This is a genomic window from Aggregatibacter sp. (assembly GCF_057314075.1).
The window spans coordinates 26,580-47,826 of the sequence record NZ_DBHLAR010000007.1 but is presented as its reverse complement, the minus strand read 5'-3'; the positions used below and the strand labels follow the sequence as shown (position 1 = coordinate 47,826).

The 21,247-nt window shown below is 42.6% G+C and carries 21 protein-coding genes; 9 read left to right on the top strand and 12 right to left on the bottom strand.

Annotated features, from left to right (window positions below; genetic code table 11):
• Position 1: 1 nt before the first annotated feature.
• The 8 genes from ACO5E4_RS05210 to rsuA all read right to left on the bottom strand — a co-directional run bounded on the left by ACO5E4_RS05210 (position 2) and on the right by rsuA (position 6,847).
• Positions 2-1,960: a heme lyase CcmF/NrfE family subunit gene (locus ACO5E4_RS05210; protein ID WP_485862301.1), complete on the bottom strand. Its 1,959-nt coding sequence runs from the start codon at positions 1,958-1,960 to the stop codon at positions 2-4.
• Positions 1,960-2,478 (bottom strand): cytochrome c maturation protein CcmE, encoded by a 519-nt coding sequence (gene ccmE / locus ACO5E4_RS05205; RefSeq protein ID WP_314954607.1) that lies wholly within the window; start codon positions 2,476-2,478, stop codon positions 1,960-1,962. The genes ACO5E4_RS05210 and ccmE overlap by 1 nt, the downstream gene beginning before the upstream one ends.
• On the bottom strand, positions 2,475-2,681 hold the full coding sequence (gene ccmD / locus ACO5E4_RS05200) for a heme exporter protein CcmD (protein WP_454904906.1): 207 nt from the start codon (positions 2,679-2,681) through the stop codon (positions 2,475-2,477). The genes ccmE and ccmD overlap by 4 nt, the downstream gene beginning before the upstream one ends.
• A 17-nt stretch (positions 2,682-2,698) precedes the next feature.
• Positions 2,699-3,436, bottom strand: a complete 738-nt coding sequence (locus ACO5E4_RS05195) for a heme ABC transporter permease (RefSeq protein ID WP_314954603.1) — start codon at positions 3,434-3,436, stop codon at positions 2,699-2,701.
• 10 nt (positions 3,437-3,446) lie between these two features.
• A complete protein-coding gene (gene ccmB, locus ACO5E4_RS05190; protein WP_314954601.1) occupies positions 3,447-4,112 on the bottom strand; it encodes a heme exporter protein CcmB in 666 nt (221 codons plus the stop codon).
• 4 nt (positions 4,113-4,116) lie between these two features.
• Positions 4,117-4,752, bottom strand: a complete 636-nt coding sequence (gene ccmA, locus ACO5E4_RS05185) for a cytochrome c biogenesis heme-transporting ATPase CcmA (protein ID WP_485862300.1) — start codon at positions 4,750-4,752, stop codon at positions 4,117-4,119.
• A 192-nt stretch (positions 4,753-4,944) separates the two neighbouring features.
• Positions 4,945-6,141, bottom strand: a complete 1,197-nt coding sequence (locus tag ACO5E4_RS05180) for a Bcr/CflA family multidrug efflux MFS transporter (protein ID WP_032997769.1) — start codon at positions 6,139-6,141, stop codon at positions 4,945-4,947.
• A gap of 1 nt (position 6,142) precedes the next feature.
• Positions 6,143-6,847 (bottom strand): 16S rRNA pseudouridine(516) synthase RsuA, encoded by a 705-nt coding sequence (gene rsuA, locus ACO5E4_RS05175; protein ID WP_485862299.1) that lies wholly within the window; start codon positions 6,845-6,847, stop codon positions 6,143-6,145.
• Between the two features lie 226 nt (positions 6,848-7,073).
• Here rsuA and ACO5E4_RS05170 point away from each other — a divergent pair, with 226 nt between their 5' ends.
• Together ACO5E4_RS05170 and sodA are read left to right on the top strand one after the other, a co-directional pair.
• Positions 7,074-9,338, top strand: a complete 2,265-nt coding sequence (locus ACO5E4_RS05170; protein WP_485862298.1) for an NADP-dependent malic enzyme — start codon at positions 7,074-7,076, stop codon at positions 9,336-9,338.
• 143 nt (positions 9,339-9,481) lie between these two features.
• Positions 9,482-10,126 (top strand): superoxide dismutase [Mn], encoded by a 645-nt coding sequence (sodA, locus tag ACO5E4_RS05165; protein ID WP_485862297.1) that lies wholly within the window; start codon positions 9,482-9,484, stop codon positions 10,124-10,126.
• Positions 10,127-10,193: 67 nt separating this feature from the next.
• Here the strand turns inward: sodA and plsY are convergent, their stop codons facing one another.
• Positions 10,194-10,790 carry a glycerol-3-phosphate 1-O-acyltransferase PlsY gene (plsY, locus tag ACO5E4_RS05160; RefSeq protein ID WP_109432751.1) on the bottom strand — a complete coding sequence of 199 codons (597 nt, stop codon included), beginning with the start codon at positions 10,788-10,790 and terminating at the stop codon, positions 10,194-10,196.
• A gap of 94 nt (positions 10,791-10,884) precedes the next feature.
• Here plsY and folB point away from each other — a divergent pair, with 94 nt between their 5' ends.
• From folB to ACO5E4_RS05145, 3 genes are read left to right on the top strand one after another with little or no spacing between them, the layout of a single operon-like run.
• Positions 10,885-11,238 (top strand): dihydroneopterin aldolase, encoded by a 354-nt coding sequence (gene folB / locus ACO5E4_RS05155; protein WP_048750628.1) that lies wholly within the window; start codon positions 10,885-10,887, stop codon positions 11,236-11,238.
• A 23-nt stretch (positions 11,239-11,261) separates the two neighbouring features.
• Positions 11,262-12,782 (top strand): membrane-bound lytic murein transglycosylase MltF, encoded by a 1,521-nt coding sequence (mltF, locus tag ACO5E4_RS05150; protein ID WP_485862296.1) that lies wholly within the window; start codon positions 11,262-11,264, stop codon positions 12,780-12,782.
• Complete coding sequence (locus ACO5E4_RS05145) at positions 12,751-12,897, top strand: hypothetical protein (protein ID WP_162837158.1); 147 nt, start codon at positions 12,751-12,753, stop codon at positions 12,895-12,897. The genes mltF and ACO5E4_RS05145 overlap by 32 nt, the downstream gene beginning before the upstream one ends.
• Before the next feature lie 59 nt (positions 12,898-12,956).
• On the opposite strand, the gene dsbB is transcribed toward ACO5E4_RS05145, so the two are convergent.
• Positions 12,957-13,496 (bottom strand): disulfide bond formation protein DsbB, encoded by a 540-nt coding sequence (gene dsbB, locus ACO5E4_RS05140; RefSeq protein ID WP_109859219.1) that lies wholly within the window; start codon positions 13,494-13,496, stop codon positions 12,957-12,959.
• Positions 13,497-13,520: 24 nt separating this feature from the next.
• Positions 13,521-15,062 (bottom strand): Na(+)/H(+) antiporter NhaB, encoded by a 1,542-nt coding sequence (gene nhaB, locus ACO5E4_RS05135; protein ID WP_485862295.1) that lies wholly within the window; start codon positions 15,060-15,062, stop codon positions 13,521-13,523.
• A gap of 187 nt (positions 15,063-15,249) precedes the next feature.
• Here nhaB and fadR point away from each other — a divergent pair, with 187 nt between their 5' ends.
• The gene (fadR, locus tag ACO5E4_RS05130; RefSeq protein ID WP_485862294.1) at positions 15,250-15,975 is read left to right on the top strand and encodes a fatty acid metabolism transcriptional regulator FadR; all 726 of its coding nucleotides are present in this window, start codon (positions 15,250-15,252) and stop codon (positions 15,973-15,975) included.
• Between the two features lie 93 nt (positions 15,976-16,068).
• Here fadR and ACO5E4_RS05125 read toward each other — a convergent pair whose 3' ends face one another.
• Positions 16,069-17,283 carry a pyridoxal phosphate-dependent aminotransferase gene (locus ACO5E4_RS05125; protein WP_485862293.1) on the bottom strand — a complete coding sequence of 405 codons (1,215 nt, stop codon included), beginning with the start codon at positions 17,281-17,283 and terminating at the stop codon, positions 16,069-16,071.
• A 117-nt stretch (positions 17,284-17,400) separates the two neighbouring features.
• On the opposite strand from ACO5E4_RS05125, the gene ACO5E4_RS05120 reads away from it, so the two are divergent.
• Genes ACO5E4_RS05120 through menH form a run of 3 tightly spaced genes read left to right on the top strand, consistent with a single transcriptional unit; the run spans position 17,401 to position 21,221 of the window.
• A complete protein-coding gene (locus ACO5E4_RS05120; protein ID WP_485862292.1) occupies positions 17,401-18,708 on the top strand; it encodes an isochorismate synthase in 1,308 nt (435 codons plus the stop codon).
• Positions 18,699-20,405 carry a 2-succinyl-5-enolpyruvyl-6-hydroxy-3-cyclohexene-1-carboxylic-acid synthase gene (gene menD / locus ACO5E4_RS05115; RefSeq protein ID WP_485862291.1) on the top strand — a complete coding sequence of 569 codons (1,707 nt, stop codon included), beginning with the start codon at positions 18,699-18,701 and terminating at the stop codon, positions 20,403-20,405. Before ACO5E4_RS05120 ends, menD begins: the two co-directional genes overlap by 10 nt.
• Before the next feature lie 51 nt (positions 20,406-20,456).
• Entirely contained in the window at positions 20,457-21,221 is a 765-nt protein-coding gene (menH, locus tag ACO5E4_RS05110) for a 2-succinyl-6-hydroxy-2,4-cyclohexadiene-1-carboxylate synthase (protein ID WP_485862349.1), read from the top strand.
• The last annotated feature ends 26 nt before the right edge of the window (positions 21,222-21,247 follow it).

Sequence of the window (21,247 nt, the reverse complement as noted above, 5' to 3'; positions counted from 1 at the left end):
TTTATTGCACATTGTCTTTGGCTAAAATCTGACTAAACCGATAGCGACGATCGAACATACACAATACGCCACCCAGCGCCATAAACAATCCGCCGAGCCAAATCCAGCGAATAAACGGTTTGTAATATAAACGTAGCGCCCAAGCATTATTGTCTAATTTTTCACCTAACGCAGCATATAAATCGCGACTAAAGCCCCAATCGATCGCCGCTTCGGTCATCGGCATTTTACTGACCGTATAAAGCCGTTTTTCCGCATAAAGTGTGGTTTCGTATTTTCCATCACGGCTAATATCAATTTGTGCTTTTCCGCCCACATAGTTTGGGCCATTGGCATCGCGGATCCCTTTAAAAGTGAAATCGTAACCGGCGATTTGTACCGTATCACCGACATTCATACGAACATCACGTTCAATGCTGTAATTTTGGCTAAATGCAATCCCCCAGACCGTCATGGCAACACCTAAGTGTGCCAAAATCATGCCCCAGTGAGAGCGAGATAACTTGGTAATCCCACGCCAAAAAGTGTCACGATACGTTGCCCGTTGATGCATTTCATAGAGACTTAACAGCACGATAATGACTGTCATCATGGTGCCGAGCACGGCGCTGACCGTAAGTTTGTCTTGTAATAAATACGGCAAGGCAAACCCGGCAATAAGCATGATAATCACACTGGCAATCACCGGCGTGCGAATGGCGGAGAATTGGTCGCGGCGCCATTTCACCAAAGGCCCAATGCCCAGTAACAAGGCAAACGGCGTCATAATAATCAGGAACATTTGATCAAAGAACGGCGCACCAATAGAAATTGACCCTAAGCCTAATTGTTTGTGTACAAGTGGCAACAAAGTGCCCAACAACACGACACAAAGTGCAGTCATTAATAAAATATTATTTAACAACAACAAGCTTTCACGGGAATAACGCTCTGCATTGTCACGTGACCGAATTTGACTTCCCTTGTAAGCATATAAGGTCAGTGAGCCACCAATCACCACGATTAAATAGGCCAACACATATAACCCACGCGTCGGATCAGAGGCAAAGGCGTGAACAGAGACTAAAATGCCGGAACGCACCAAGAACGTACCAAGCAAACATAAGGAGAAGGCTAAAATCGCCAGCAATACCGTCCATGCTTTAAAGGATCCGCGTTTTTCCGTAACCGCCAAAGAATGCAAGAGTGCTGTCCCCGCTAACCACGGCATGAAAGAGGCATTTTCTACCGGATCCCAGAACCACCAGCCGCCCCAGCCTAATTCGTAATACGCCCACCAAGAACCAAGCACGATACCAAGTGTTAAGAACACCCAAGCTGCCATCGTCCAAGGACGAGACCACCGTGCCCATGCCGTATCTAATTTACCGGTCATTAAAGAGGCAATGGAGAAAGCAAATGCCACGGAAAACCCAACATAGCCCATGTATAATAATGGTGGGTGGAAAATTAAACCGATATCTTGTAATAATGGATTTAACTCTTTGCCGTCCACCGGAAAGTCAGGAAATGTACGAGTAAACGGATTGGAGGTAAACAACACAAAAAGCAGGAAGCCAATACTGATAATCCCCATGATACCCAATACACGGGCAACTGCCTCTTGTGGTAAACGTTTACTAAACAAGGCAACCGCTGCACTCCACAAAGATAACAACCAAATCCACAACAGCAAGGAACCTTCATGCGATCCCCAGACCGCGGATAAACGGTAATAAATCGGCAATGTCGTATTTGAGTTATTAACAACATATTGCACGCTGAAATCATTGATGGCGAATACATAAAATAGCGCGCCAAAAGACACGCTTAAGATGAGAAATAAACCGTATGTCATCGGACGAGCCAATGCCATGAACTGCACATTGCCTTTTTCAGCGCCCCACAGTGGAAAAATCGCTAACAACACCGCGATGGCTAAACTCAACGCAAGCGCATAATTTCCTAATTCTGCAATCATTACCGACCTTCTTGTCCTTTCGCTTGACGATCACGTTCACTCTCGCCTTTCAGATCAGAAATCCCCATAGGTTTATGGACTTTTTGCATTTGTTTTTCCAAATCCGGCGGCACATAGTTTTCATCATGTTTCGCTAATACTTCGCTGGCAACCAATAAGGTTGGCTCTTTTAAGATACCTTGCGCCACAATACCCTGTCCTTCACGGAATAAATCGGGAAGAATTCCTTCGTATTCAACACTGATAGATGGGCCAATATCATTTAAATCAAACCGCACTTTTAAACTTTTCGGATCACGTTCTACCGTACCGGCCACCACCATGCCGCCGACACGAATACGCTGCCCCACTTCCGGTTTTAAATCGGCATCATCGTTTTTACCGTAAATCACTTCTGACGGTGTATAGAATAGGTCAATATTTTGGCGTAATGCGTATAATACTAAAGCAGAAGCCACAGCAACACCTAACAGCACGAATAAGACAACAGATAAACGAGATTTACGTCTCGGATTCATAGCGTATCTCCTTTTTGTTTCATTTGTTGTAAACGGGCTTCACGTTGTTGTTCACGTTTGATAGATTTTAGCACCGCACTTTTACCTGAAAGGCTTTGCACAATAAGCATGACAATCGCCAATAAGCTCAGACCATAAGAAAGCCACACATAAAAACCATAGCCTCCCATATCAAGTAATTCACTCCAAGATTCAAAAAACATAGTTCCCCCAGTTCAAACTAGAATTTTTCAGCTAATGCTTTTACCCATGGGCGTTTAGCATCTTCTTTCAATAATTCGTTACGATAACGCACCAATGTCAACCAAATGAATAACGTCAGAAAACCAAAGATACATAAAATCAGCGGAATTAACATCGGAGTTGCAATAGATGGACGTTCCAATTTTGTAATACTCGCGCCTTGATGTAGGGTATTCCACCATTCCACCGAGAAATGGATAATTGGCAAATTCACGACACCCACGACACATAACACACTCGCGGCTTTTGCCCCCACATTACGATCTTGAAAAGCAGAATAAATCGCCAATACGCCTAAGTATAAGAAAAATAAAATCAATTCGGCAGTTAAGCGCGCGTCCCAGACCCACCAAGTTCCCCACATGGGTTTTCCCCAGATCGCACCAGTAATCAAGGCTAAAAGGGTAAATAATGCGCCAATCGGTGCCATCGCAATCATGGCTAACTGCGCTTGTTTAATCTGCCATACTAATGCCACTAATGCCGCCACCGCCATAGAGCCATAAACGCCCATAGACCAAATAGCCATCGGTACATGCACGTACATAATACGGAAGCTATTGCCTTGTTGATAATCCGCCGGCGCAAATGCAATCCCCCAAACAATGCCAACCGTTAATAAAAGTGCGGTTAAAATTGCGAAGAAAGGGCTAAATTTGCCACATAAATGATATTGTGTTTCCGGTTTTGCATAAGGATGTAACCATTTCCACATAAATAATCCCCTATTGATCCAAACTGATGCGTAATGCCGTAGCGATAGCGAATGGCGATAATGTCATCACGCCGGCTAAAATGGCACCTAAAATAGCTAATTGTCCGTTATAAGGCAGGTTTAATCCTGCAGCATCCAACACGGAAGCAGAAAAAATAAGCACAGGAATAAATAACGGCACGACCAACAAACTGAGCAATACACCGCCTTTACGCAAACCCACCGTTAACGCGACACCAATAGCGCCAAGACAACTCAATACCGGTGTGCCTAATAATAATGTCAGCACCAATGCCCACCAAATTGGTATTTCCAATGACAACAATAATGCGGCGATAGGTGACAACAAAATCAGCGGCAACCCTGTCAATAACCAATGCGCCAAAACTTTAGCAAGTGCAGTTAAAACCAAAGGTTGCGAGGTGAGCATTAACTGCTCTAAAGAACCGTCGATATAATCGTCACGAAAGAGGCGTTCAAAGGACAACAAAGCGGATAACAACGCCGCCACCCATGCCACGCCTGGTGCAATACGTGACAATAATGCCGGATCCGGTCCGATCACCAAAGGGAACAACGTAATTACAATCAGGAAAAACCACAACGGGTTAAGAATCTCCGCCTGTTTGCGCATGGCAATTTGTAATTCGCGTTTAATAATATGCCAAAAGATCATGCCGTTACTCTGTACACTTAAACTGTTCTAAATTAATTTTTTTCAAATGCGCACTCGGCACTTCCTGATGACTGGTTAAGATCACGATACCGCCATTTTGCGCGTGTTGTTCAAAAAGTGCGGTCAACACCATTACGCCTTTTTTATCGATCGCATTAAATGGCTCATCTAAAATCCATAACGGTGCTTTTGATAACCACAGACGCGCCAATGCAATGCGTTTTTGCTGCCCGGCTGAAAGCTGTGCCGCAGGAATGTCTTCACGCCCCAGTAGTCCCACTGTTTGCAACACATCCCACAGTATTTCATCACCTTGGCGACAAGAGGTAATTTGTTGATAAAAACGCAAATTCTCCCACGCATTCAATTCCGGTTTAATGCCACTCTGATGTCCTAAATACAACAAATTAGAATGAAAAGCTTCGCGCTGTTTAACAATTACGTCAGAATTCCACCGCACTTCGCCTTCTAGAGGAGAGGCAAGCCCGGCAATAATGCGTAACAAACTGGTTTTCCCAATGCCGTTGTGCCCTTCAATTTGCACAAAATCACCTGCCTGAATGTGTAAATTCACGCGATGAAAAAGGACTTTATCTCCCCGTTGGCAAGCGAGATTCTCAAGAATTAATTGATTGACCATAACAGATTGTTTCACAGACTTATTTTTGCGGGGCATTCTATCATAAGGAAATGAAATCACAGGTTAAATAACACAACTATTTAGAGGTAGTTTAACTACTCTTTGACTTAGAACAAATTTCGTTCTTTGTTACAAATACGAATACCTCTCATAATGTGCGAAACCCTTGATATAACTGAGTTAATTCGTGGGTTATTCCCGATGTTTAACCGTTAACGTAACGTAGCAAACGACCGCAATCACAGAACAAAGCACCATGGCGAATAACATTGGCGCCGCCGAATTGATCGGCAATAAAGACACCAAAGATCCCATGCAAGCGCCAATGCCAAACCGTACGCTCCCGACCATAGAATTCGCCGATCCTGCCGAATTGGGGAACTTTTCTAAAATAGAGGCCATCGCATTAGAGGAAATCAATGGATTTTGTCCCACAAACACTGCTACGCCCAGCGCCATTGACCAAAAACCCAAATCTAATAACGCCACAAGCAACAACCAGATGCCCGCCAAACCTTGTATCCCAAGCCCCAAACGGAACATGGTCTCCGCCCCCCATTTAGCCACTAAACGCCCATTTAAGAATGAACTAAAGGTCATCACGCCAATGTTCAACATAAAGAAATAGCCGAAATTTTCAGGCTTGATGCCGTAAATCCCGATATACACAATCGATCCTGCCGTTAAAAACGCAAATAAGCCGGCAAAGGCAAAGGACGTTGAGAACATATAACCTAACACCGGTTTTTGTTTCCATAACGCCATAAAATTACGGGCAATAATATTCAAGCGTAACGGAATCCGATTTTCTTTATGATGCGTTTCCGGCACCACAAAAAAGACCAGCAAAATACTCAATAGTCCCATGAAAGCAGTCACATAAAAAATGGCGTGCCAATGGAAAAAATAGACAATATAACCGCCGACAACCGGTGCGATCAACGGCGCAATCATAAACACCAGCGTAATTGTCGACATCATTTTGGAAAGTGCATTCTTGTCAAACAAATCACGCAACAATGCGCCCACCAATACCACCGGCGCCGCACCAAAAAAGCCCTGAACAAAACGAAGTGCGGTGAAATTTCCGATAGAATGGATTTGCGTTAAAATCAATGCCGCTATCGCAGAAACCGTTACGCCTAACAAAATAATTGGCTTGCGTCCGAAACTGTCACCGAACGGCCCCCAGAATAATTGCCCCAGCGCCAAACCATAAGCAAAAGCGGTTAGCGTATGTTGCACCTGATCGTTTGTGACCTGTAAATCCTGCGCAATATTCAAAAACGCCGGCAGGTACATATCCACACCCAATGGCGGCAACATGGACAAAATACCCAACGCCACCACAAAAATAAAATTTGTTTTGACTGTTTTATTTGAACTCAAACTAGGATTCTCCACCTAAGTATGCGATTTCTTCCTCTGTTAAAGAACGAAATTCGCCTTCTGCCAAATGTTCATCTAACACCACATTACCAATCTTCCAACGATGTAATGCAACAACTTTATTACCCAAAGCGGCAAACATTCGTTTAACTTGATGATAACGCCCTTCGCTCAGGGTTAAATTCACGTTGTAATCATCTAAAATTTCGAGTGTAGCAGGTTTGGTTAGTTCTTTCTCGCCACGCAGCAAAATGCCATCAGCACAAGCCTGCACATAATTCGCTTCAACAGGGTCGGCCAAGGTGACCAAATACGTCTTCTCACAATGAAATTTAGGTGAGGTAATTCGGTGCGACCACTGACCGTCATCTGTCAGCAACACCAAGCCCGTGGTATCCACATCCAACCGCCCAGCACTGTGCAAACGGGCAGATAACGGATAATCAAAAAATTGATAAATGGTCGGATAATCGCCATCTTCATGGGAGCAAATGTAACCTTGCGGTTTGTGCAACATAATGTATTGCCCGTTTTCTACCCACATTAAACGCTCACCATCATAATAAATTTCATCGTCAGGGCTCACTTTCGCTGCCCCGCTCTTTTCAATTTTACCGTTAACGGTGACCGCACTTTGACGTAATACTTTTGCCGCCTGTGAACGGGTTAAACCGGTTGTTTCTGCTAAAAATTTATCTAAACGCATAAAAATTCCTTATAAAAAATATCACGCATTATAACGCTAATTTCCCCCTCCGCCCTGGAAAAACATAACAAGAAATAACCGCACTTTATTAAAACGCCATAGATCTACATTTCTATACGTCCAACAAATTGTTAATAATGTGTGAAATGTCACAGAATTCTTTTTTATTTTAATTATAATGCGGGGTACTTTTTCTAACTGAATTTATTCAAAAGAGGATATTTTTATGGATGAACAACTTAAAAAAGCGGCATTAGATTTTCACGAATTCCCGATTCCGGGAAAAATTGAAGTGACGCCCACCAAATCGCTTGCGACTCAACGCGACTTAGCCTTGGCTTATTCCCCTGGTGTTGCTGCGCCTTGTTTAGCCATTCAGGCAGATCCGGCAGACTCCTATAAATATACCTCTCGTGGCAACTTGGTGGCGGTGATTTCAAACGGTACCGCCGTGCTTGGTTTAGGAAATATTGGTGCTTTAGCAGGTAAACCGGTGATGGAAGGGAAAGGCGTATTATTTAAAAAATTCGCCGGCGTCAACGTCTTTGACATTGAAGTGAATGAACACGACCCAGATAAGCTCATCGATATTATCGCGTCCCTTGAACCCACCTTCGGCGGCATTAACTTAGAAGACATTAAAGCACCGGAGTGTTTTTATATTGAACGTAAATTGCGTGAAAGAATGAAAATCCCGGTCTTCCATGATGACCAACACGGCACAGCCATTATTTCTGCTGCGGCGGTACTCAACGGTTTACGCATCGTCAATAAAAAAATTGAAAATGTAAAACTGGTAGCCTCCGGCGCCGGTGCCGCATCGATTGCCTGCTTAAACTTATTAGTTTCCCTCGGTATGAAACGGGAAAATATCACCGTCTGCGACTCCAAAGGCGTGATCTATAAAAACCGTGATGATCGCATGGATGAAACCAAGAAACTGTATGCGATTGACGATAACGGCAAGCGTACGTTAGCCGAAGTCATTCCAAATGCGGATATTTTCTTAGGTTGTTCTGCTGCCGGCACGTTAACGCAAGACATGGTTAAAACCATGGCAGCACATCCCTTAATTTTGGCACTCGCCAACCCGGAACCGGAAATTCTACCGCCATTGGCAAAAGAAGTCCGTCCGGATGCCATTGTGTGTACCGGTCGTTCCGACTACCCAAACCAAGTCAACAACGTACTTTGCTTCCCGTTCATTTTCCGCGGGGCATTAGACGTCAGCGCTACCACCATCAATGAAGAAATGAAACTTGCCGCGGTGCGCGCCATCGCTGACTTGGCATTGGCCGAACAAAGCGATGTGGTGACATCCGCTTATGGTGATACCGAACTCACGTTTGGCCCGGAATACATTATTCCAAAACCCTTTGATCCGCGTTTAATCGTGCGTATCGCACCTGCTGTGGCAAAAGCGGCGATGGATTCCGGTGTCGCGACTCGTCCAATTAAAGATTTTGATGCATACATCGAACAACTCACCCAGTTCGTTTATAAAACCAACTTGTTTATGAAACCGGTGTTTGCGCAAGCGAAACAAGACAAGAAACGTGTGTTATTAACCGACGGTGAAGAAACCCGAATTTTACATGCAGTGCAAGAAATCTCGACCTTAGGCATCGCTTATCCGATTTTACTCGGTCGCCCAAGCGTCATTGAACAACGCATTAAAAAACTCGGGTTACATATTCAGGCGGGACGTGATTTTGAGTTAATTAACATCGAAAATGACGCACGTTATCAAGAATGTTGCAAAACTTACTATGACATGCTCAAACGTGCAGGCGTCACGCCGGATATTGCTAAACGGGAAATGTTTAACAACCCAACCGCTATCGGTGCCGTGTTATTACATTTAGGCCACGCTGACGCCATGTTATGTGGTTTAGTGGGACATTATGCCGACCATTTAAAAACCCTCAAAAACGTTATTGGTTTGCAAGAAGGGGTACATACGGCGGCGACCGTTAACGGCTTAGTGCTACCGGCTGGCAACTTATTCCTTGCCGACACCTTCGTGAACAACGATCCGACAGCAGAAGAATTAGCAGAAATTACGCTCATGACAGCAAAAGAAGTCAGTCTATTTGGTATTGAGCCACAGATTGCCTTAATTTCACATTCTAATTACGGCAGCAACAACACACCAAGTGCTGTCAAAATGCGTAACGTTTTACATTTAGTGAAAGAACGCGCACCTGAACTCACTATTGACGGTGAAATGCACTGTGATGTTGCCTTATCACAACAGCTCCGTGATGACGTGATGCCGGACAGCCCACTCAAAGGTGCCGCAAACGTGTTGGTAATGCCAAATATGGAAGCTGCACGTATCAGCCTAAATCTATTACAAGGTACGGCAACGCCAACAACCGTTGGCCCTATCTTAATGGGTTTGAAAAAATCAGCGCATATTCTAACCTCAGTCGCGTCTGTTCGCCGTATTATTAATATGGTGGCAATCGCTGCGGTAAAAGCGCAATAATCGCCTACCAAAAAATAAAGAAGATGGCTAGTTGCCATCTTCTTTTTTATGCATAAAACATAGCATTTAATGATCTTAATCAATTTTTATGCTATCATTTTCCAGATTTTAAACATGAATTTACTCTAACAAAAGGAAAAATTATGGCTTATACTCTACCCGAATTAGGTTATGCCTATGACGCATTAGAACCCCATTTCGATGCGCAAACCATGGAAATCCACCATACTAAACACCACCAAGCGTATGTCAACAACGCGAACGCGGTGTTAGAAAACTCTCCCGAATTACAAGAACTTGCCAGCGGTTGTCCGGGTAAATTATTGGCGCACTTACATGACGTTGCACCGGAAAAACGCCCAGCATTACGCAACAATGCAGGTGGCCACTTAAACCACAGCTTATTCTGGAAAAGTTTGAAAAAAGGCACCACATTACAAGGTGCATTAAAAGACGCCATTGAACGTGATTTTGGTTCTGTTGAAAACTTCAAAGCGGAATTTGAAAAAGCGGCAGCGACCCGTTTCGGTTCCGGTTGGGCATGGTTAGTGTTAGAAAACGGCAAACTTGCGGTGGTTTCTACGGCAAACCAAGACAACCCAATTATGGGTAAAGAATTTGCGGGCTGTTCAGGCACACCAATCTTTGGTTTAGACGTTTGGGAACACGCTTACTATTTGAAATTCCAAAACCGCCGTCCGGACTACATCAAAGAATTCTGGAATGTATTGAACTGGGATTTTGCTAATGAACGCTTTGAAAAAGCATTAGCCGGTGTTCACCACTAATTAAGGCTTATAAAAACAAAAAGTGCGGTCCAAAATGACCGCACTTTTTTATTCTCACTTTTCACTTCTACTTTTTAAACTTATTCCACATTTTATCTTCTTCTCCGCGCCATAAACGTTGAATGTTCTCATGGTGACGATAAATGAGAAGACAACAAACTAAAGCAACAGGAAAGGTGAACTCCGGTTTAAACCACCAAACATAGAGCGGAACTAATAACGCGCTAATCACTGCGCTGAGCGAGGAATAACCGCTAATAAGGAAAACGAAAACCCAAGTTCCCAAAGTTGAAAATAATACCCCCCAACCAATTGGTGCAATGGCACCGAAAGCCGTTGCAACACCCTTTCCTCCTTTAAACTTGAAGAAAATAGGAAAAATATGCCCTAAACATGCACCTAACGCTACCATGCCTAATTCAAATTGGGTTAAACCTAAAGAGTAACCGAGCCAAACCGGCAACATACCTTTTAAGATGTCACAAATTAACACCCCAAGCGCAATCCAACGTCCACCAATACGCAATACATTTGTTGCACCAGGATTATTCGATCCTGCCTTTCTTGGATCCGGTAAGCCGGCAATACGACATAATAAAATCGCGCTAGAAATAGAACCAAGTAAATAGCTCAATAACATGTAGAAAAGGGCGAAAAGGCTCATAGGACTTCCTTGAAGTGGAAAAATTGTTCGTCTATTGTACCCAAAGTTGATAGTATAAGCCCACAAAAATTTAAGCGATAACGATAGGAACATCATGAAAGATCTCATTTTTATTGAAGGATTGAGCGTATTTGCGCAAATTGGCGTTTACGATTGGGAACAACAAATTAAACAAAAACTGATCTTTGATGTCGAAATGGCTTGGGATACGCGTCAGGCCGCAATAACGGATGATGTTCAATACACGTTAAATTATGCCGAAATCAGCCAATTTATCATTGATTATGTGCAATCCAAGCCATTCTTGTTAATTGAACGGGTTGCCAATGAAGTGGCAGATCAATTACAACGTCAATTTAACATTAGCCGACTTCGACTCAAATTGAGCAAACCAAAAGCTGTTGCACAAGCCAATAACGTTGGTGTCATTATTGAGCGGAATCGCTAATATTTTTTAGAGAAAGAGAGCATTTGAAAGGTTTATTTTTACGTATTATTGCAGGCATATGCTTGCTCTTATGGGCACTAGACATGGTATTTCCATGGCGACAAATCATGTCTTCGGAAGAAAATCCTTATCACGCCATTCAAAGTCGTGGCAAATTAATTGTAGGTACTATTAACAATCCTATTTCTTACTTTATCAATGCAGAAGGGCAATCCGGTTTAGAATATGAACTCAGTAAAGCGTTTGCGGATTATTTGAACGTTGAGCTAGAAATCAAACCGTTAAACAATAGTGAAGAACTTTTCACCGCCTTAAATGAGCATGCTATTGATATTGCGGCGGCCAATCTTTTTTATCAGCCCAATAAAGTTGAACATTTCCAATTGGGACCGTCATATTATTCTGCTTCTTGGCAAATTGCTTATCGAAAAGGTGAAAATCGGCCACGTTCGCTAGCGCAAATTAATGGCCAACTCGTCATTCCGGATAATGCAGAACTGGAGCATATCCTGAAAGAGGCCAAATCAAAAAATCCACCTCTAACCTGGACGGTAAATAAAAAACAAACGCAAGAAGAACTGTTGTTACAAGTTGCTGACGGCAAAATTGATTATACGATTGCCAATTCTTTGGATATTTCAGCTGCACAACACATTAAACCACAAATTGCTGTGGCTTTTGACTTAACCGATGAAATGAGCGTGCATTGGTATTTAGCAAACAACGCTTCCAATGAATTGCAATCAGCCTTGTTAGATTTCATGAATGGTGCTATTGATTCCGGGTTAATTGCCAATATTGAAGAAAAATATTTTAGTCATTTTCGTGACTTTGACTATGTTGATGCAAAATCTTATTTAAATGCGATAGAAACAATTCTTCCAAAATTTGAACCGCTCTTTACCAAACATAAAGGTAATTTGGACTGGCGCTTATTAGCGGCGATCGCCTATCAGGAATCCCATTGGAATCCTGATGCCACCTCACCAACGGGTGTTCGAGGCATCATGATGCTGACGAAAGATACCGCTGAACATATGAAAATTCAGGATCGAACGGATCCCGAGCAAAGTATCAAAGCCGGTTCAGAATATTTACATTGGTTGCTTGAACAGATACCAACTAGTATCAATGAGGAAGAAAGAATTTGGTTTGCCCTTGCCGCTTATAACATGGGGCTAGGCCATTTGCTGGATGCCCGCCGTCTCACCAAAAATTTAGGGGGCAACCCGGATAACTGGCTTGATGTCAAAAAGAATTTACCTTTATTAGCCGAAAAACGCTATTATTCAAACCTTAAATACGGCTATGCAAGAGGCTATGAAGCATTTCAATACATCGAAAATATTCGTCGTTACATGAATAGTATTGTGAATTATTATCGCGTTCAGCAAAATCAAAGCGAGAAATTAACGCAAGAATCTGATAATGAGAGCAAAAATGCAGAGAAAGAACATTCCGATTTGAGTGAAAATAAACAACATGAAAATCGACAAATAGAGGAAAATATCAATGAACAAGAAAAGATTTCTCAAACCAACTAAGAAAAAATTCATTCATCAACAACAAGCACGTACTTTGCGTTTAAAGCATTTAAAACAACGTAAAGCGAAATTGTTTGCCCGCCATGCGTTACAATTCGTGGTGCAAGATATATAAAATAAAAAAATGGTGTTGTTTTATACAACACCATTTTTTACATCTTTCGATAGAAAACGTTACTTGAATAAACGTCTTCTCCCTCTCGTATCAAGACGTTTAAATTGGCTAATTAAAACAACTAACAACACAAGTAAATAAACGGCAAACATGGCTACAATCCATTGCGCCATTGAAAAGCCAAGGAATGACCAAGCCACATCCTCACAAGAGCCTGTAGGTTGAAATAGCACTGGAAACCATTTATCTAACGGTAGAGTTTGTGGAAATTCCGGCAAATAAGAACACTGGTTCCAAGGCGCCGGATGAAGTTGGTAGTCTACATGTTTGAGAGAAAGCAACAGCCCTTTAACCACGCTGACAAAACCAATTAATAGCGCCAATAAACGGACTATTAAAAAACGTGGTGCGATTAAACCGAAAAGTCCAGCAAAGGCTAATCCAAACAATGCGACTCGTTCATAAACGCACATTACGCAAGGTTGCAATTCCATGCCATATTGGAAATAAAGTGCAATCCCTTCCAACACCAATGCTGAGATTATCAATAACAACCAACCGCTACGTTGTACGGAAAGTGTTTTGAAAAATTTTAGCATAGCACCCTTTCTCCCTAAAAAATGTTAAATTGGCATGATTAGGCCTAAATTCGCCAACCAAATTGTCATTGGCGGTAAAATATATTCCACAGCCAAGAAACCTACCAACGATAACACAATGGTGTAAGGCAATGCCATGTAAACCATTCTACCATAGGAAAGGTTAATAAGCGGTGCAAGTGATGATGTCAATAAGAATAAGAAAGCCGCTTGTCCATTTGGTGTTGCGACGGAAGGCAAGTTAGTCCCCGTATTAATCGCCACAGCTAATAATTCAAACTGATGCGGAGGAATAATATTCGCTGCCAACGCATTTTTCGCTTCGTTAATATAAACTGTTGCCACAAATACATTATCAGAAATAGCAGAAAGGATACCGTTGAAAGCGTAGAATAAGGTGAGTTGAGTACTTTCTTCCGCAGACAAAACATAGTGCACAATCGGTGCAAAAAGTTTTTGGTCAATAATCACTGCAACAATCGTAAAGAACACCACTAAAAGTGCGGTAAATGGCAAAGACTCTTGGAAAGCCTTACCTAAGGTATGCTCACTTGTGATACCACAAAATGCAGTACATAAAATGATGATACTTAACCCGATCAACCCTACGGAAGCTAAATGAAATGCTAAACCGATAATCAACCAAATACCAACTATTGCTTGCACAATGAGTTTCAGACGTTCTTGTTTACTCATTTTTTTCATATTGTCGCGATCAAAATCGGCCAATACTTCCCATACCTTTTGCGGTAATTTTGCACCATATCCGAACAAATGAAATTTCTCTAACGCAACACAAGTTAGCAAGCCCAAAACAAAGACCGGAACGGTCACCGGCGCCATGCGAAGGAAAAACTCAACAAAATTCCAACCAGCTTGGTCCGCGATAATCAAGTTCTGCGGTTCACCAACCATCGTCATTACGCCACCCAATGCAGTACCAACCCCGGCATGCATCATTAAGCTACGTAAAAAGGCGCGGAATTCTTCTAAGGTTTCATGGTGAGAACCGATTTTCTCGTCATTCGTAATATCGGTAGAATCATAGAATGTGCCACCGGAAGCGACTTTGTGGTATACGCCATAAAATCCCATTGCAACGCTGATGATTACCGCAACCACAGTTAACGCATCCAAAAATGCAGATAAAAAAGCTGCACTGAAGCAAAACGCCAAGGAAAGCACTAATTTAGAATGGATGTTAAGAAGCAGTTTAGTGAACACAAACAACAATAATTGTTTCATGAAGTAAATACCCGCTACCATAAACATCAATAGCAAAATCACTTCAAAGTTAGCCAACACTTCTGCTTTAATGTGCTCTGGTGTTGTCATGCCAATAAAAATCGCTTCAATAGCAAGTAACCCGCCGGGTTGTAGTGGATAGCATTTTAGTGCCATCGCCAAGGTGAAAATGAATTCAATGACTAATAACCACCCAGCCCAGAAAGGGGAAATTGAAAATAAGATAGGGTTAATAACAAGAAAGGCGACAATCGTTATTTTGTACCAATCCGGGCTCGAGCCCAAAAAGTTTTTTAGAAACGCCTGTTGATAATTGTCCATACAAATTGACCTTAATTCTTTTAATTAACAATATTTTAACCTACGCTATTGGAGGCAATTCCGCGTTCAACTCTGTCAAAAATCACAAATATTGTCAATGAATTTAAAAAATAATTATCTAATTGTAATGTATAGGCGTTTCTACGATAATAACGGCGAATTTACCCTCTATTTATACTGAACAATTATGCATAATGACTCGACTCTTCTGAAGGCACAAAGTCCTGCCGCTTTAGCTGAAGAATATATTGTAAAAAGCATTTGGAATAATTATTTTCCCCCAGGTTCTGATTTACCTGCCGAACGTGAACTTGCCGATAAGATTGGTGTAACCAGAACAACGTTGCGTGAAGTATTACAACGCTTAGCTCGTGATGGTTGGCTCAGCATCCAACATGGTAAACCAACAAAAGTCAATGATATTTGGGAAACCTCCGGTCTTAATATTCTAGAGACCATGATTCAGCTCGATGGCACAAGATTGCCTTCGCTTATTGCCAACATGCGCTCGGCGCGTACTGACATTTCAATGATTTACATTCCCAAAGCCTTTAAACGCGCAAAGGAACAATCACTCCGTATTTTGCAACCGCTCAATAACTTACAAGATACAGCTGAAGATTACACAAAATTCGACTACGATGTATTCCGTAATTTGGCATTTGCTTCAGACAATCCAGTTTATGGCTTAATTTTAAATAGCTTCAAAAGCTTATATTCCCGCATCGGCTTATTTTATTTCCAAAATCCGGAAGCTCGCGCACTTGCCAAACGCTTTTACACTAAACTTCAAGATATTTGCCAACGCGAGGCTATTGATGAAGTGGCCCCTTGCGTGTTGCAATACGGAAAAGAAAGCGGCGTTATGTGGAGTAATATGCAGGCATTTTTACCGGAAAATTTTAGCGAATAATACTGAATTAAAAATCTTCCGAAAAAATGACCGCACTTTATGCTAAACAAAAAGCCCCGAATGGATATTCGGGGCTTTTTCTTCGGGAAGTCATTACTGATGATAATGCGACAAGAACCGCGCAAATTTGCCCAAAGCTTCTTCAATTTGATGAACATACGGCAATGTTACAATGCGGAAGTGATCCGGTGAATGCCAGTTAAAACCGCGACCGTGCACCAATAACACTTTTTCCTGCGCCAATAAATCAAACACCATTTTTTCATCGTCATACATATTAAATTTTTTGATGTCGATTTTCGGGAACATATACAACGCCCCCATCGGCTTGGTACAACTAATTCCCGGAATTTGGTTGAGCAATTCATAGGCTTTATTGCGTTGTTCTAACAAGCGTCCGCCCGGCAAAATGAATTCGTTAATGCTTTGATAGCCACCAAGTGCGGTCTGAATCGCATGTTGCATCGGCACGTTGGCACACAAACGCATAGACGCCAACATATCTAAGCCTTCAATGTAACCTTTGGCGTGTTTTTTTGGCCCATTTAAAATCATCCAACCTTGGCGGAAACCGGCTACACGATAAGCTTTTGATAAACCGTTAAACGTGACCGTCAATAAATCCGGTGCTAATGCGGCAATATGGTGATGTACCGCACCATCGTATAAAATTTTGTCGTAAATCTCGTCGGCAAAAATAATCAAATTATTCTGACGTGCCACTTCAACGATTTCTAACAATAATTCTTTGCTGTAAACCGCACCGGTCGGGTTGTTCGGGTTGATTACCACAATCGCTTTCGTGCGTGAGGTGACTTTGCTTTTAATGTCTTCCACATCCGGGAACCAATCCGCCTGTTCATCACACAAATAATGTACCGCTTTACCGCCTGCCAACGTTGCTGCGGCAGTCCATAATGGGTAATCCGGCATAGGGATCAGCACTTCATCGTCGTCATTCAGCAAAGCCTGCATGGACATGGTAATCAACTCTGACACGCCGTTTCCGATGTAAACATCATTCACTGTAACGCTACGAATATCTTTCGATTGATAATATTGCACAATGGCTTTGCGAGCAGAATAAAGCCCTTTGGAGTCACAATAACCTTGGGCTGAAGGAAGATTGCGTAAGACATCAACGAGAATTTCATCAGGCGCTTCAAAACCAAAAGGCGCGGGGTTGCCGATATTCAGTTTTAAAATTTTATGCCCTTCTTCTTCAAGGCGTAGTGCCTCTTTGTGCACGGGTCCGCGAATATCGTAACAAACGTGCTCTAATTTATCTGATTTGGGAAAGCGTTCCATAGTTTTGCCCTTGAGTAATTAAGAAATGAAATATTTTGTGAAAAATTCCCGTAAAGTGCGGTAGAATTGCGGTTCATTTTTAACTTATTTTCCCGTTAAAGACAATGCTTTTTCAAAATGGATAGTTTGCAATCAATTAAAACGCAATTAATCAGTCAAATTAATGCATTACAATTAAATCAACCTCATCACATTGCGGTTTGTTCAGTACAAGCCGAATGCGCGGTTGATTTATTAGGTTGGCTAAAAGCACAACCGCACTATCCGCAATTCTATTTTCAATTACAGCAAACAACACAATGCTTTGCCACGCTTGGCGCCGTTCGCACATTTCAACAATTAGACGCGGCGCAAGATTTCGTGAATCAACACAATTTGCCTCTTTTCGGCGGTATTCAATTTTACGGGCAAACCACCTTTTTTCTGCCACAGTTAGTGTTAGAACAGCGCGACAATCAGATTCAAGTCACCGTTTTTATTGACCAAGATGATTTTATTCACAATAAAGACAAGGCGTTGCAGGTTTTAAAAACATTTGAAAAAACGACCGCACTTTTACCGCTTCAAACTCGAGCGGATTTGATTGAGCAGCAAGCGAATCCGACACAATGGGCAAATTGGGTAGAAAAGGCTCTTGCGCAAATTCATGAAAAAGCGGTCACCAAATTAGTGTTAGCCAATAAAAGCACCTTTGCCCTCAATCAACCGCTCAATGCCAAGGATTTTTTAGCGCAAAGTGAAATTTACAATAAAGGCTGCTACCACTTTCTTTTCGCGCAAGATGACAAAACCAGTTTCCTTGGTTCTTCGCCAGAACGTTTGTATGCACGTCATGAGCGTCATTTAAAAACAGAGGCTCTCGCAGGCACTGCGCCTATGAGCGAGGATCATCAAAGCAATCGCAAACAAGCCGATTGGTTACTTAGCGACAAGAAAAACATTCATGAAAACCAATTGGTGGCGGATGGGATTTGCGCCAATTTAGCCCCTTTTACTCAACACATTGAAATAGGCAACCTAGGCATCAAACAGCTACGTCAAGTACAACATTTACGCCGAGAAATCACCGCACTTTTAACCGAAAGTTGTACCGATTTAGACTGTTTACAAGCTATTCATCCAACGGCTGCCGTTGCCGGATTACCACAACAAAAAGCCAAAGCATTGTTACAACAAATTGAACATTACGATCGCAGTTGGTATGCGGGCACATTGGGCTTTTTTAATCAACAACAAGCCGAGTTTTGCGTGGCGATTCGTTCTGCCTTTGTTGAAGCAGACAAAATTCATGTGTTTGCCGGCGCCGGTATTGTTGAGGGCTCAGTTCCCTTGCTAGAATGGCAAGAAATCGAGCGAAAAGCCGCGGGATTAATCTCATTATTAAAAATAACGAAATCTGAAAACGGAGAGCAAAAATGTCAGTAAGCGTCTTTAATCGTTGTTGGTCGAAAGTGATCTTGGAAACCCTTGTGCGTCAAGGTGTAACCCACTTTTGTATCGCGCCCGGTTCGCGTTCGACCCCACTGACATTGGAAGCCGTACGTTTACAAAATGCCAACCGAGCCCTTTGTCATACGCATTTTGATGAACGTGGTTTAGGTTTCTTTTCCCTTGGCATCGCAAAATCCACCAAAAAACCCGTTGCCGTTATTGTCACTTCCGGCACGGCTGCCGCCAATTTATATCCGGCAATCATTGAAGCCCGTCAAAGTCACGTCAATCTGATTGTACTCACTGCGGATCGCCCGCCGGAACTCTTAGAGTGCGGTGCGAATCAAGCGATTTTACAAGAAAATATGTTTGCCGATTATCCCCTTGCCAATTTGAATCTTCCTCGCCCAAGCCAAGATTATGCTGCAAGTTGGTTGATTTCAAAAATTGAGCAAGCCTGCCATAAACAAGCGGAAGAAGCGGGCGTGATTCACATTAATGTGCCTTTTGCCGAACCGTTATATGACGCCAATGCCGAAGAAATTGACGTGCATCCTTGGTTAGCACCTGTTCAACGTTGGTTAAGCCAAAATAAAAGTTGGACAACCTACCCTGCGCCACATCAAGAAGTGCTAATTCACGAACACTGGGATCAATGGCGTACCAAACGCGGAATTATTGTGGCGGGCAGAATGCCGGCAGAACAAGCCATGGGTATTGCTTCTTGGGCAAATACGATGGGCTGGGTATTGCTGACCGATATTCAATCCGGTGTGGAAGCCGGTTTGCCTTATGCGGATATTTGGCTGGCGAATCAAACGGTGAAACAAAAAATGTTGCAGGCAGATATTGTCATTCAGCTTGGTAACCGGTTTATTAGTAAACGCATTAACCAGTTTTTAGCCGAATTTAAAAACGAATATTGGATTGTGGATGAAAACCCACAAGCGGTGGATCCTTACCATCATTCCCACACCCGTTTTGTTGCCAAAATTCATCATTGGTTGCGCGCCCATCCGCCGTTAAGACAAAAACCATGGTTATTAGAAGCGTTGGCGTTATCCAAATTCTGCGCCACTTTCATTGAACAACAAGTGGGCGGTAATTTAAATGAAGCTGCCTTAGCTCACCATATCGAACGTTTACTGCCGAATAATGGCATTCTTTTCCTTGGTAATAGCTTATTTGTGCGTTTAGTGGATGCGCTCACCAAATTGCCGGAAGGCTACCCGATTCACACCAATCGTGGGGCGAGTGGAATTGACGGTTTACTTGCCACCGTTGCCGGCATTGGTATCGGCTCTAACCAGCCGGTCGTCGCCTTAGTGGGCGATACTTCCGCACTCTATGATTTAAACTCGTTGGCATTGTTCAAAAAACTTACCCAACCGACTATTTTATTTATTATCAATAACAATGGTGGGGCGATTTTTGATATGCTGCCGGTGGATGCTGAAGTGAAAGATAAATTCTATCGCATGCCACACCATACGGAGTTTTCCCAAGTGGCGTCCATGTTTGATTTAAAATATGCGCGTCCTTATACCTGGGCGGATTTAAGTGCCGTGTTGAAACAAGCCTACTCACGTCGCGAAGCGACTATCATCGAAATTAAAGTCGCGCCGAATGACGGCAGCACCATTTACAAACGCCTCATCGACCAAATCAGCTATGCGGTTATTGGTGAATAAACGAAAAGATCAAAAGCAAACGTGCACATGCGAGTTTGCTTTTTTCATGTGATGAAACCTTATCTCATTTTTTTACACGGCCTACTCGGCACTCAAGCCGACTGGCAAAAACTCACGGAAAATCTACCGCACTTTCATTGCATTGCCTTGGATTTGCCTTTCCACGGCAGCGCAAAAAATCACTCTGTACAGAGTTTTGATGACACCAGTGCTTATCTGGCACAACACATCCAAAGTGCGGTAGGAAATCACCCGTATTTTTTAGTGGGCTATTCCCTTGGGGGAAGAATCGCATTGTATTACGCCCTTTGCAGTCAACAAGACAAATACAACCTGCAAGGGCTGATTATTGAAGGCGGCAATCTTGGATTGACGAATGAGGCAGACCAAAAAGTGCGGTGGGAAAATGATGTATTTTGGGCGCAACGTTTTCGCCATGAAACCGCGACTTCCGTACTGAATGATTGGTATCAACAACCTGTCTTCGCCCATTTAACAAAAGACCAACGCAAGGCGTTGATCGAAAAACGCCAAGCCAACTGTGGCGACAATATTGCCAAAATGCTGTTGGCAACGTCTCTTGCCAAACAACCGGATTTACGCCCTTACGTCAAAAACAGTCCTTATCCGATCGAATATTTCTGTGGCGAACGAGATCATAAATTTAAACAAATGGCATTAGACAATCAGTTGAACCTGACACTGATTCCACAGGCAGGACATAATGCACATCAAGAAAATCCAACAGCATTTGCAGCCCAATTAAATGCGTTATTACAGGATAAATTCATTGCTTTTTCGCCGCGCAATGACTAAAATCTGCACTTCTTATTGTCGTCGCT

Bases quoted from the DNA above. Each gene is read 5' to 3' on its own strand.
- sodA (WP_485862297.1), top strand. From the start codon at position 9,482: ATGGCTTATACTCTACCCGAATTAGGTTATGCCTATGACGCATTAGAA.
- ACO5E4_RS05210 (WP_485862301.1), bottom strand. From the start codon at position 1,960: ATGATTGCAGAATTAGGAAATTATGCGCTTGCGTTGAGTTTAGCCATC.
- ccmE (WP_314954607.1), bottom strand. From the start codon at position 2,478: ATGAATCCGAGACGTAAATCTCGTTTATCTGTTGTCTTATTCGTGCTG.
- ACO5E4_RS05125 (WP_485862293.1), bottom strand. From the start codon at position 17,283: ATGGAACGCTTTCCCAAATCAGATAAATTAGAGCACGTTTGTTACGAT.
- nhaB (WP_485862295.1), bottom strand. From the start codon at position 15,062: ATGGACAATTATCAACAGGCGTTTCTAAAAAACTTTTTGGGCTCGAGC.
- ccmB (WP_314954601.1), bottom strand. From the start codon at position 4,112: ATGATCTTTTGGCATATTATTAAACGCGAATTACAAATTGCCATGCGC.
- dsbB (WP_109859219.1), bottom strand. From the start codon at position 13,496: ATGCTAAAATTTTTCAAAACACTTTCCGTACAACGTAGCGGTTGGTTG.
- plsY (WP_109432751.1), bottom strand. From the start codon at position 10,790: ATGAGCCTTTTCGCCCTTTTCTACATGTTATTGAGCTATTTACTTGGT.
- fadR (WP_485862294.1), top strand. From the start codon at position 15,250: ATGCATAATGACTCGACTCTTCTGAAGGCACAAAGTCCTGCCGCTTTA.
- menD (WP_485862291.1), top strand. From the start codon at position 18,699: ATGTCAGTAAGCGTCTTTAATCGTTGTTGGTCGAAAGTGATCTTGGAA.
- ACO5E4_RS05195 (WP_314954603.1), bottom strand. From the start codon at position 3,436: ATGTGGAAATGGTTACATCCTTATGCAAAACCGGAAACACAATATCAT.
- folB (WP_048750628.1), top strand. From the start codon at position 10,885: ATGAAAGATCTCATTTTTATTGAAGGATTGAGCGTATTTGCGCAAATT.
- menH (WP_485862349.1), top strand. From the start codon at position 20,457: ATGAAACCTTATCTCATTTTTTTACACGGCCTACTCGGCACTCAAGCC.
- ACO5E4_RS05145 (WP_162837158.1), top strand. From the start codon at position 12,751: ATGAACAAGAAAAGATTTCTCAAACCAACTAAGAAAAAATTCATTCAT.
- rsuA (WP_485862299.1), bottom strand. From the start codon at position 6,847: ATGCGTTTAGATAAATTTTTAGCAGAAACAACCGGTTTAACCCGTTCA.
- ccmD (WP_454904906.1), bottom strand. From the start codon at position 2,681: ATGTTTTTTGAATCTTGGAGTGAATTACTTGATATGGGAGGCTATGGT.
- ACO5E4_RS05120 (WP_485862292.1), top strand. From the start codon at position 17,401: ATGGATAGTTTGCAATCAATTAAAACGCAATTAATCAGTCAAATTAAT.
- ACO5E4_RS05170 (WP_485862298.1), top strand. From the start codon at position 7,074: ATGGATGAACAACTTAAAAAAGCGGCATTAGATTTTCACGAATTCCCG.
- ccmA (WP_485862300.1), bottom strand. From the start codon at position 4,752: ATGGTCAATCAATTAATTCTTGAGAATCTCGCTTGCCAACGGGGAGAT.